This window comes from Rummeliibacillus sp. NPDC094406 (assembly GCF_044763875.1).
In the GTDB taxonomy this organism is placed as follows: domain Bacteria; phylum Bacillota; class Bacilli; order Bacillales_A; family Planococcaceae; genus Rummeliibacillus.
In genome coordinates this window covers 96,239-108,532 of the sequence record NZ_JBIWGZ010000001.1, presented here as the reverse complement: position 1 = coordinate 108,532, position 12,294 = coordinate 96,239, and the positions used below count along the sequence as shown (strand labels likewise).

Sequence of the window (12,294 nt, the reverse complement as noted above, 5' to 3'; positions counted from 1 at the left end):
ATTTACTAATGTTACGATTGACCTTTGTTTAGTTGATGAGTATGAAGCCTAAAATCTTTTTCTAAGAAAATCCCAGTAGTATTTTCGTATTAATTGATGATTTTTACTTTATCTAAAGGATTACATTGTCTTCCCTAGTCAGCTAAAAGTTACTGCGTTTATTATAGCTAGTGTTGAAAACGACAAAATAATCAAGTCAATTGATTTTTTAAGTATTGAATATAGTGTTTTACAATCTGTGGGGTGTAGTATGATGAAAGATCATAATATTCTTTTTTGATTATTTTGCCAAAGTCACTTGATTTGGAGGAAATCGAATTTTGCAGAATATGTTATTTGATATATGCGATGAATTGTTGGTTTAAGCATATGGAAATTAATGTACATTGACCTTTTACTTAATTGGCAAAAAATCTGTGATATTTGGAGAGTCGTGAAGAAATAGTTCTACATAAAACATATGACTATTATCATAAAATATTCTCTATTAATAAAAATATTTTTGACTAAATTTTTTTGTTTAGTTTTTTTAGAGGATATTTGTTTAAGTTATTCTGAATGTAAAAGATGCACAATGACTCCTACATTGTGCATCTGTTTTATCTGTTATGTGAATAATGCCTCGGATTCGGTATTGCTCCTATTGTACTTACCCAGCGGTTGGTATAGTTGAAAAATCCTGAAACAAATGCTGCTTCCAAAATTTCATGGTCATTGAACCCTACTGCTCTTAGTTTGTCTATTTCATCAGGAGTTAGCTCTGCTACATTCTTAGTTGCTCGATAGGCGTAATCACATAGTGCCCGTTGCTTCTTTGTTAATTCCGCTGATCGATAATTATAGGTTAATTTATCTACCCATTCAGGATTTTTTGTCAATCCACGTAGCACATCGCCATGAGTGGTCAGGCAATAATTGCAGGAATTTGTAGATGACACGACAAGGCCGATCATCTCTTTGTCGATATTACTTAAATAACAAGTTTCTGGATTAAATAAAGACTCTTTGAGATTTAAAAAGCCTTTATATTGATGTGCGTTTAGTGGCAATATTTTTAATAAATGATTAAAAAACCCCTGTTGCTCCATTTGCCCATCAATTGCTGCTTCAAACTCTTTCTGCAAATCTACTGGAATCTCTTTCGCATTTGGTTTCTCTAAATAAGAATATTTTTTATCATCCTTTGTCATAAATTTCTCCCCTTTCATCATGCAAACACAAAATTTATCGCTGGAATACTCAACTCTTCTATATAAATATGAGTCTTCTACTTATTTATGTGTTTTCCCTTTTAATTTTCTTCAAAACTACAAAGCTAATTGCAATTTGTCCTTCCTTTTTATTATCTGAAAATTCTTCTATTTAAAATATAAATTATTTTAACCAATAAAACAAACTATTTTAATAGGATTTAAATGATATGTGAGATGCAAGAGCAAATGAAAGAACCATTTCGTTCCTTAAATAGTTCCATTAAACTATTTCGACATATTCAGACTTGAAAAAACCGTAATTTAAAAGTATATTAGTATTAGGTATTGAATAAATTAAAAAAGACCATTTGATGTTGGAGCACCAAATGGTCAATGATAATAGTTGATTCCCTCAAGGGGATTGACTGATATAGGGCATAACCCATCTGAGCCGTTAACTCAAGGATGGGTTATTTTTTATTTCGAAATGTCAGAATTGTGACAACTAATGATGCGAAACTTACTGCAAACATTAATGATTCAGAAACTGACATAGGCATCACCTCCGGGCCCACACGATGTGGGTCATACAGACGTAACAGAATGCGGTTAGTCTGCTGTCATTTGAAATGGGGTATGCCAACCACCCTTGAGTACCAATCTATTATAACGATATTATAGCAAACATTTGTTCGTTTTAATAGTTAAAATGGAAATTTTTATTGTTTTTTAGCTACTCTATTTTAATGAAATTTCATAATTCAATAAAATAAATAATCATTTGATACCGTCTACCAAATGATCTTTAAGTCAATTATCCTATTCTTCTTTCACTTTTAAGCCCGTTTCTTACGTGTTGTCACATCGAAGATTACTGCTCCTGCTAATACTGCACCGCGAATCATATATTGATAGGAAATGCCGATTCCTAGTAAATTCATCCCACTTAAATTGATCATCTTTAATAATAATTGTTCCTGTTTTTTTGTTACTTGAAGTAGTGGCCCCGGAAAATCAGTATTCCTGCCAGTGTCACTTGGAATGACGGAACCCCAACCTTTGCTATTAGTACCCCATTCACTACAACAATAAGGATTCCCAAAATTAATATATTGGAAGCGTAACCCATACGGATAAAACGTGTTGTGTTATTAGATAATGCTTTTCATATTTAAAATTGTTAAGTTTGTAAATAAATTATTTGTGCAATGTGCCTAACGAATAAATATACATAGTTACTTAATTTTATTTGTTAATTTCTATATTTCTCATAATCCCCTAGCAATTCAGCTCATATATTTGTGCAGATTGCACATTTTTTATACTTCGTTTTTATAATATAAATTAATTATCTTAATTTTCGAAAAATAAAGAATGTGGAGGGTTTCTATGAAAAATGCTGATATTATCATTGTAGGCGGTGGTGTTATGGGTTCTAGCACTGCTTATTCACTACGGAAAATTGGTTTTGATGGAAGAATTATCGTTTTTGAAAAGGATCCTATTTATGAATACTCTTCCACTCCTAGAAGTGCTGGAGGAATTCGGCAATTATACACAACAGCTATTAATATTCAAATCAGTCGTTACAGTTTGCAGTTTTACAAAAACTTCCCGAATACTATGGAAATTGATGGAGAACCTTCAGAAATTAATTTTCGCCAGAGAGGTTATCTATTTTTAGGAACAGATAACATGATGGCTGGTTTAGAAAAGCAAAAAGTTCTGCAAAACGAATTCGGCGTTCCTTCAGAAGTATTGAGTGCAAATGATTTACTTAACATTATTCCAGAATTAAAAAGTGAAGACTTAGCTGGTGGCCTTTATTGCCATGAGGACGGCTATCTCGATCCATATTCAGTCATGCAAGGTTTCAAAAAGAATGCTCAAAAGATGGGCGTAGAATATATTTCTGAAGAAGTTGATACGATTTTAACCCAGCAAAATCGAGTAACTGGGGTTCGACTTGTTAATGGAACAGAATTCAATTCGCCAATTGTCATTAATTGTGCTGGTGCATGGGGTGTTTATCTAAGTGAAAAGATCGGTATTCCACTCCCTATTCATCCTTTAAAACGTCAAATTTTTCTGTTTGATACGGCTACCCCATTAGAGAAAGAATTGCCTCTTACAGTAGATCCAACAAATGTGTATTTCCGTCATGAAGGAGATAAAATTTTATGTGGATACTCTGAAAATGTAAAACCAGGTATCGATTTTACGGTACAGCGTTCACTTTTCTATGATGAAATGTGGCCTATTTTAGCTAACCGAGTGAAAAATTTTGAAAGAGCGAAGATATCATCTGCTTGGGCTGGTTTATATAGTTTTAATACCGTAGATCATAATGCAATTATCGGAGATCATCCATCGATGAAAGGCTACTTTATGGCTTTAGGATTTAGTGGTCATGGCATGCAACAAGCACCTGCAGTTGGACAAGGCTTAGCCGAACTAATTCATTTAGGAAAATATGAAAATATTGATTTACGACCACTTCGAGTTGAACGATTTGCCGAAAATGATCTTGTATTAGAGGATGCGATTGTATAGCAAATAAGGTTGGAAGGAGGTATTCATACATTGCTTATACTAAATGAAAGAGATATTTTGCAAGCGGTTACGATGAATGATGTGATCCTTGCCATTGAAGATGCCTACGTTCTCTATGAAAGTAATGACTTCCAAATGCCCCTACGAAATCAAATGACAGATCAAGATAATACCATGCTCCTAATGCCATGTGTTGCAAAGGACTCTACAGGCCTAAAGATTGTTCATGTTTTTCCAAATAATCACGAATATCCCGTAACTCAAGGAGTCATGATGCTGAATGATCGTGAAAATGGAACGATTAAAGGAATCCTCAATGGTACTGTTTTAACTGGAATTAGAACTGGAGCTATCGGGGGGGTAGCCATCAAATATTTAGCTCCTGAAAATGCCCAATCTGTTGGCTTAATTGGTACAGGGTTTCAAGGTCTGCATCAATTGATTGCCGCATGTACTGTAAGAAATATCAAGGACATCTATCTATATAATCGGACATCATCTAAACTTCCATCCTTTGTACAAGCCCTTAGAAATCAAATAGCTAAAGAAATAGAAATTCATATTGTGAGCAGTACTTCAGAGTTAGTTGATCAAGCAGACATTATAGTAACAGCAACAACCTCAAATTCACCTGTACTACCAACTATTCAAAATGCTTTTAATGGAAAGCTAATTATTGGCATTGGATCTTATCAGCCTCAAATGAGAGAGTTTTCAGAGACACTTTATAACAATCTAGATTTTTTATTCGTTGATACATTAGATGCTATTCATGAAAGTGGTGATGTGATTGACCCTATTCAGCATAATTGGCTAGTAGAATCACAAGTCATTTCATTTTCAAAAGTGATTACCCAAAAGATCAACCCTACATTTTCAGAACATCGCCCAACCGTATTTAAATCAACTGGAATGGCCCTTTTCGATTTGGTTGTCGCTAATGTTATTTATGAAAAAGCTTTGAATCAGCAAATTGGACAATATGTTAATCTGTAACTTTTAGCTTGTATTCACCTCAAAAATAAGGAGATGATTTTTTGAATACAGTTGTTTTGGTTGAATTTATCCTTTATTGCGTTTTCATGCTAGGAGTTGGGTATTTCTTTAGCCGAAGGGACATGGGGCATTCTGATTTCCTTCTAGGTGGTAAGAAAATACCAGGATGGGTGTTAGCTTTTTCTGAACGGGCAACAGGAGAATCTGCGTGGTTACTCTTAGGATACACTGGATTTGTCTATACAACTGGTTTATCTGGAATTTGGGTAGCTGTAGGTATAGCGCTAGGTATCGTTTTTTCTTGGTTATTTTTAGCGAAACGATTTATGCAAGATGCAGAAAAATATCAGGTTATGACACTTCCAGGATATCTAGCAAAGAGATTTCCAACTCACGGAAAACTAATTTTATGGCTGTCAACCATTCTAATCTTTAGTTTTATGATGTTCTATTTTGGAGCACAAATTGCTGGAGCTGGAAAAACGCTATTCACAGTATTCGGTATTCATACAACAGTTGGAATGATCCTAAGTATTATCATTGTCATACTCTTATCGTACGCAGGTGGATTTGTCAGTGTCGCATGGACAGATATGATTCAGAGTATTATGATGCTCGCTACATTAGTGATCCTTCCAATTGTTGCGCTCTATAATATCTATACTGGAGACTTGTCAATTAGTCATGCGTTAAGCTCATCAGGCTCAGAGATTAACTCTTGGACAGGTGGCGTTACAGGTTTTGCATTAGGTCTACTATTCTTTAATAATTTTGCATGGTTCTTTGGCTTCCTTGGTGGACAACCACAACTTAGTTCCAGGTTTATGGCTTTGAAAAACAAAAAAGAAGCGAACACAGGTAGTATTGTTGCGATTGTCTGGACAATTTTAGCCTATTGTGGAGCATTTCTAATTGGTATTACCGCTATTACACTTTATCAGGATCATCAGTTCGCAGATGTTGAAACAATTCTACCTTATATGGCACTTGATCTCCTTCCACCTTGGATAGCCGGACTTTTACTTTCAGGAATTCTTGCCGCAATCATCTCTACTGCTGATTCACAGCTTTTAGTCATGACTAGCTCCGTCAGTGAAGACATTGTAACTAATGCAATGGGGAAGAAGTTGACAGAAAAGCAACTGGTGAAGGTTTCGAGAATTACCATCATTGTGGCAGGTTTAGTGGGTTTACTCATTGCCTTAACATCAAAATCACTTGTGTACTTGGTAGTTAGCTGGGCTTGGGCAGGAGTTGGTTGTACCTTATCGCCTGCTATTATTCTTACATTTATATGGAAGAGGTATTCGGGGATCGGTGTTATTGCCACCGTCCTTGCTGGTTTCTTAAGTACTGTAATCTGGATTTCTACTCCACTTGATGCGATCATCAGTTCTCGATTCACTACCTTCATCATAGCTGCATTATTCGGGATAGTATTTAGTCTGCTTTTCCCAGATAAACAAAAAGAGCACGCACAAACTGAAAAGATAGATGATTTAGCAGTATAAAAAATTAGGCCTACAAGGTTCTTTTTAAAGAATCCTTGTAGGCCATTATAATTTGTATTCAGCTGTGTGAAAGGTCAGTGTTAATAATTTTCATCTTACCACTGACCTTTCATCTCATCTAGGTAGATCTTATTGCAACACAGCACACTTCTACTTAGTAGCGCTACGTTTAGGGTACTAGAAAGTGTTTAAATACAAATATTAATAGTATTAATCTGCTTTCTGCACTATGTGGAATTAGCTTCGCTTTTCGCGGGCGAGCGTTGAGCCTCCTCGCTCACTTCGTTCCCTGCGGGGTCTCACCTGACTCGCTTTCCCGCAGAAGTCTTCGCTAATTCCACATCAACAAATATATCAATTCAAGATTTTGATAATAAATTTTCATCTACTTTTACTTTTTCAGTGCCTTTTCTACTTTCCAACCGGGCTTTCAGCTCAAGCTTTTCTCGTGGAATTATGAAATTGATTCAATTGTATATTGGTTCTTTTCTATTGAGCTAACTGCTTCTGCAGAGAGAAACTTATGAACTCTTCTGCTGACAGTTAAACCACTTTCAATTGCACCATCTATAAAACCAGCCCAACCTTTTGCATATGTTGTACCTCCCAAGAAGACTGTGTTTTCAGGTGTGTTCCATTCCTCATAGTAAGTTGTTAGTTGATTTGGTTTCAGCATTGGCCAGGTCTCCTTAGAAAATTCATCGTTCACCCAATCATGCCCCGTACTTTCGACAACTTCAATATCAGGAATCCAATACATTAATGCACGCTCAACAGCATCTTTGTCGTTCGGATCGAGTTTTACTGCACTTGGTCCGAAACCAACAACTATACTGTCCCCATCTATCATGCGATCTAGATGAACAGAATTTAATGGATAATTTCCCGGTGCTAGGGCATCGAATGGTTCTAATTCTCCTTTAACTCTGGCCCAAACTTTTACACCCTTAGCTGTCTGACCTTCTTTCGATGCAGCCTGTTTTTCTAGAGACAGCGCTGGCTCGAATACAATATCTTGCAAAGTCGTAAGCGGAACCGTTATGATCACTGCTTTTCCAGTGAAGCAAGTGCCACTATCTGTGATAACATTAACAGTATCTTTTTGATGCTCAATCTTTTTTACAATAGTAGAAAGCTGTATATCAGCATTTGCATCTGCTGAAATTGCCTCAATTAGCGCTGATGTTCCCTTTTGTAAACGGTAAGTCGAAATCATCGCACTTTGGGTCTCCCAGTTTCCTTGTGAAAAAGCCCACCAACGAAGTATTTGTGTAGCAGCTCCTTCTTCAGGTGCTCCACAAAAATCTGAAGCAATCCAGCCATGAATAATATCATATTCTTCTTTTGTTAAATCAAAAGTTTTGATAAATTGATCGGCTGAAATACCATCTAACTCTCTAAACTTTTCAGATTGTAAAGGTTGAAATGGAAGTGGTAAATATTCATTTCCCTCTTTTAATAACTTTTCAATTGCTTTTCTAAGCTTATTCTTAAAATCGCTAGCAGGAGCAGAAAATGATTTACCATCAGCTATCCAGTATACCTTTTGCGTATCAGGTCCTGTTGTAAGTTCTAACCCATATCGTGTTATTTCCGTCCAGACATGAGGTTGATGCCAATGTACGTAAGTGCCTCCCATTTCAAGTCGAGTACCTAAGCGGTTATCTACCCATGTTCTTCCTCCAATACGATCACGTGCCTCTATTACAAGAACCTTATGTCCTAACATACTAAGCTCCCTAGCAGCTGTTATTCCCGAAAACCCGCCTCCAACAATAATTACATCATAATTAGTATTTTTCAATTTATAATTTCCTCCCTACTTTTTTCTTCAACTACTGATAACTCTGTATCTATCGGCAATTTAATATTTCTTCGATTAAACACGATATAATAATATAGATAACATGCAGCAATGAATCCTAATCCCCAAAATAGTGAGTTACGTTGTGTTTCGTCATAAGCAGTGAATGCAAAGATAAATAAGCACATAGCAATACAAAGAATAGGTACAAATGGGTAGAGTTTAACTCTATATACTAGATCCTCAACTTTCCCTCCATTTCTTACATATTTTCTACGGAAACCGATTTGAGAAGCGGCAATTGTCAACCAAGTAAGCGTACCGCCAATACCACTTACTGACAGTAAAACGACGAATAATGTATCCTTTGCTACGATACTTGTTAGCAAAGAAATCAAAGCAAATGCTAGTGTTATTATTAATGCATTTGATGGTACACCCTGTTTATTTAATTTCCCTAAAATTTTTGGTGCCATTCCACTTTGAGCTAGCGAAAACATTACCCTTGTACAGGCAAATAATCCGGTATTGCCAACTGAAAGAATAGCAGTTAATATGACAAAGTTCATAATATCTGCAGCATAGGGTATTCCTACCATATCAAAAACTGTAACAAATGGACTTTCAAGTACACTAGCCTCTTTATAAGGAAGAATAGCGGATAACACAAAAATAGCTAAAACATAAAATATTAAGATCCTGAAAACAAGTGTTCGAATAGCTCTTGGAATACTCTTTTCTGGTTCTTCTGTTTCCCCAGCTGCAACCCCCATAATCTCTGAACCTTGGAAAGCAAAGACAACCGTCATCATTGAGATGAATACTCCTGAGATTCCCTCAGGAAACAAACCATCACCAAGGAAATTAGAAAAATATGGAGTAGGCTGATTTTTTAGATCAATTAAGCCAAAAACCGCGGCAATACCCACAACAATAAAAAGGATTACGGCTACAACTTTTATTCCAGCAAACCAATATTCTGTTTCAGCAAAGAATTTCGTCGTCAGTGAATTAATCGTAGATAATAAAATCACAAAGAAAACGCACCAGATCCATGTAGGTACATCAGGAAACCATCTATCCATTAATAATCCCGCGGCTAAAAATTCAAGTCCAACAGTTAAAGCCCAGCTTAACCAATAAACCCATCCAACAACAAAACCCGTGGCTGGTCCAATAAACTTTGTCGCATGAGCTTGAAACGAGCCTGAAACTGGCATTACAACAGATAATTCACCTAAACATACCATCGCCAAATACATTAGTAAGCCACCTACTAAATAAGCCAAAATGATACCTGTTGGACCTGCCTCACCGATCGCATAGCCAGAACCTAAAAATAGACCAGTTCCTATGATGCCTCCTAAAGAAATCATAAACAAATGTCTGCTTTTCATCTTCCGCTTTAATTGTCGCTGGTTATCTTTACTACTTTCCATAAATTCACCATCCTTCTGAAGAAATTTTCAAAGGTTCATAGTAAGCGTTTACATTTTGAGCCGTAGATAAGATATTCAGTGATTCATAATGCTATTTGGTTATTTCGAATTTGATAATTGCAGTGGGAGTACTGCTTCTAAATCCTTTTGTAAAAGTAAATGAAATTGATGGACTAAATTTTCTGTTGGTGAAAATCTTCCTTGTTTATAAGCACCTGTTTCTATTCCTTGCTGAACTACTTCACAAATATCAAGATCCTCTTTTCTAACTAGATCATCCATTGCTAGCAATTCTTTCTCTTCTTCAGATACCTCATCGTTTAAAAAGAAAGTAGTATAAATGTACTTAGTTGTTTTATGGTCAATCGGGATGGATTGGTGAATAGAGAGATTTGCTGGACCCGGGTCAAATGAAAACCAAGTGTTTGGATACAGCCAGTAATATCTCCCACCTTCACCTAACCCAAAATCGCTTGTCTTTCCTTTTAGTGGAGTGCCCTGATACGAATAATAATCATACATTGCGATGTCGTATAGATTCATATCAAGCTTAGAAACAAGCGTTTTATGAACGAGTGAGCAATGATCACATTCAAGGTAGTTGTCAATTCCAATTTTCCAATTCGATTTACAAATTGTTTCCTTTACTCGGACTCTCTTAAAATTTTCGATATCATATTTTTCTACATGGTCGAATAAGTCAGGAAATTGGGTGGTCATAGATGGAGCTTCAGGATCTAAATTAATAAAAACAAAAGATTGGACAACTTCAAGTTGTATATTCTTAAGACAAAAATCTTGATGATCAAAGCTTTCACAATCTTTCATATTTGGTGCTCTAAGAAGAGATCCATCTGTACGATATGTCCACCCATGATATGGACAAGTAAAAACTGCCTTATTCCCTTCACCTTCAACAAGTTTTGCCGCTCTATGGGAACAAACATTGTAGAAAGCACGAAGTTTTTCGTCTTTACCGTAATTAACAATAATCGGGCGACCTGCAACTTCTGTTGTAATATAATCCCCTGGCTTCGTAAATTGGCTCATATGTCCAACATACTGCCATGTTTTGCAAAAGATTTCTCTCTTCTCTACTTCTAGTACTTCAGGTTTTGTATAGAGCCAAGATGGTAGCGTATAAGCTTCACTAATCTTCTCACTTACTCTTACTTCTATTTTGTCCAAATAGATTTACCCCCCTCAGATATTATTCGCAACAAATTTGGTATTGGAAATAAATTAATCTTATATTAAAAATATTCAGAATTATATGTATAAAACACCCAAAAATAAAAGTGTATCATCATGAAATTTTGTTATTTTTTACTAAACTAATATGGTAAACACAGAAGCAAAATCGAAATTAATAACGATTTTATCAACTATTCTAATTTTACATATAATTGTATATTGCTTTATAATTAAGAGGATAAATTTTAGAATAATCAGATTACGATAACGTTAGAAATAACTTATTTTCTAAGACATATACTAGGTTGATATTTATTACATTTTTTCATCTTACCTTTTTTTAAAGTCTTTATATTATGAAAGGAATGAGATTTTGTATGAAAATACTTGAACATAATGCACAGAAAATTGTAGAAAAGGCTAGTGAAATCCTAAAATTCCCTATTAGCATTACAGACAATGAGGGAATCATTATTGGCTCTACCGATAAAAGTCGAATAGGTATTTTTCATAAGCCCTCCTTAGAAGTTATTAAAAAAAATGAAATAGTAGATTGTACGACTGAGGTTGAGAAGAAAATCCTTCCAGGTGTTTCTACACCAATCAAGTTTAATAATAAAGTGATCGGGGTTCTTGGAATCGTTGGTTCTCCTCGAGAGGTCGAAAAATATGTACAACTTGTCAAAAATCAAGTAGAAATGTTATGCCAAGAAGCCTTCCGAAATGAGATGCTAGAGCTTAAGGAAAAAATGATAGAAATGTTTGTTCATCAATTAATCAATTATAACGAAAAAGAAACAAACGAAACGGATCATATTCATCAATATGCCAATCTTCTAGAATTTGATTTACAGAAAGATAGAGTTTGCCTGGTTATCAAGATTAATCGTTATGCACAAAGTTTGCCATCCAAGAAAGTAAATGATGAATTTTTTGGTACATTCCAGTATTTCCAAAAAGATGTTTTAGGATTTTTGAATTTGATTTTCCATGAATGTAAAGATGATATTATCTCATTATTAGATTTCGAGCGTTTTATTGTCATTAAATCGCTCCCTTATAAACAATCATATTCATCTTTAATAGCGAGTTTAGATGAAAATCTCAAGAAGTTAAATACTTTTGTAGAAAAGAAATATCCTGCTAGTGTCTCTATATCTGTGGGGGATAGAAATACTGGAATCAGGGGTATTATTGAATCCTATAATAATGCCATTAAAGCTATGAACTTAGGAGTAAGCTTTGAAGAAGGTACGGGAATCTATGTGTACAAAGAACTCGAAACTTTGTTATGGCTGCTTCCAAAAGAGTTGAATCCGACATACCAGGTAAAGTTATTACGAAGTATTACATCTTTAATTGAACATGACAATTATGAAATATTATCTTCTACTTTTATTGAATTCTGTAAATGCAATATGAATTTAAGCGTAGCATCCCGTAATCTCTATATTCATCGAAACACGATAATTTATAGGTTAGAAAAAATTAGAGAAATCACATCACTAAATACAAATAGTTTTGAGCATTGTATGCTATTATTTACTGCTATTCAGTGTTATGAAGAATCCAAGAAAAGAAGCGGCTAATTATCTGCCGCTTTT

8 protein-coding genes are annotated in these 12,294 nt (G+C 35.1%); 4 read left to right on the top strand and 4 right to left on the bottom strand.

Going from position 1 to position 12,294, the window contains the following annotated elements; all coding sequences use genetic code 11:
* Positions 1–599 precede the first annotated feature (599 nt).
* Positions 600–1,190, bottom strand: a complete 591-nt coding sequence (locus tag ACIQ4I_RS00490) for a peroxidase-related enzyme (RefSeq protein ID WP_403091819.1) — start codon at positions 1,188–1,190, stop codon at positions 600–602.
* Positions 1,191–2,582: 1,392 nt separating this feature from the next.
* Between ACIQ4I_RS00490 and ACIQ4I_RS00485 the strand changes: the two genes are divergently transcribed.
* The 3 genes from ACIQ4I_RS00485 to ACIQ4I_RS00475 are packed head-to-tail and all read left to right on the top strand — an operon-like array spanning position 2,583 to position 6,253.
* Positions 2,583–3,746: an NAD(P)/FAD-dependent oxidoreductase gene (locus ACIQ4I_RS00485; RefSeq protein WP_403091817.1), complete on the top strand. Its 1,164-nt coding sequence runs from the start codon at positions 2,583–2,585 to the stop codon at positions 3,744–3,746.
* 30 nt (positions 3,747–3,776) lie between these two features.
* Complete coding sequence (locus tag ACIQ4I_RS00480; protein ID WP_403091816.1) at positions 3,777–4,742, top strand: ornithine cyclodeaminase family protein; 966 nt, start codon at positions 3,777–3,779, stop codon at positions 4,740–4,742.
* Between the two features lie 41 nt (positions 4,743–4,783).
* On the top strand, positions 4,784–6,253 hold the full coding sequence (locus tag ACIQ4I_RS00475) for a sodium/proline symporter (RefSeq protein ID WP_403091814.1): 1,470 nt from the start codon (positions 4,784–4,786) through the stop codon (positions 6,251–6,253).
* Between the two features lie 454 nt (positions 6,254–6,707).
* Here ACIQ4I_RS00475 and ACIQ4I_RS00470 read toward each other — a convergent pair whose 3' ends face one another.
* From ACIQ4I_RS00470 to ACIQ4I_RS00460, 3 genes are all read right to left on the bottom strand, one after another.
* The gene (locus tag ACIQ4I_RS00470) at positions 6,708–8,057 is read right to left on the bottom strand and encodes a flavin monoamine oxidase family protein (protein ID WP_403091812.1); all 1,350 of its coding nucleotides are present in this window, start codon (positions 8,055–8,057) and stop codon (positions 6,708–6,710) included.
* Entirely contained in the window at positions 8,054–9,496 is a 1,443-nt protein-coding gene (locus ACIQ4I_RS00465) for an amino acid permease (protein WP_403091810.1), read from the bottom strand. Before ACIQ4I_RS00465 ends, ACIQ4I_RS00470 begins: the two co-directional genes overlap by 4 nt.
* 99 nt (positions 9,497–9,595) lie before the next feature.
* Positions 9,596–10,684: an aromatic ring-hydroxylating oxygenase subunit alpha gene (locus ACIQ4I_RS00460; protein ID WP_403091808.1), complete on the bottom strand. Its 1,089-nt coding sequence runs from the start codon at positions 10,682–10,684 to the stop codon at positions 9,596–9,598.
* Positions 10,685–11,067: 383 nt separating this feature from the next.
* Between ACIQ4I_RS00460 and ACIQ4I_RS00455 the strand changes: the two genes are divergently transcribed.
* Positions 11,068–12,279, top strand: coding sequence for a CdaR family transcriptional regulator (locus tag ACIQ4I_RS00455; protein WP_403091806.1), 1,212 nt, complete (start codon positions 11,068–11,070; stop codon positions 12,277–12,279).
* Positions 12,280–12,294 lie beyond the last annotated feature (15 nt).

Excerpts from the sequence above, each read along its gene's own strand:
- ACIQ4I_RS00490 (WP_403091819.1), bottom strand. The coding sequence starts at position 1,190 with ATGACAAAGGATGATAAAAAATATTCTTATTTAGAGAAACCAAATGCG.
- ACIQ4I_RS00465 (WP_403091810.1), bottom strand. The coding sequence starts at position 9,496 with ATGGAAAGTAGTAAAGATAACCAGCGACAATTAAAGCGGAAGATGAAA.
- ACIQ4I_RS00455 (WP_403091806.1), top strand. The coding sequence starts at position 11,068 with ATGAAAATACTTGAACATAATGCACAGAAAATTGTAGAAAAGGCTAGT.
- ACIQ4I_RS00485 (WP_403091817.1), top strand. The coding sequence starts at position 2,583 with ATGAAAAATGCTGATATTATCATTGTAGGCGGTGGTGTTATGGGTTCT.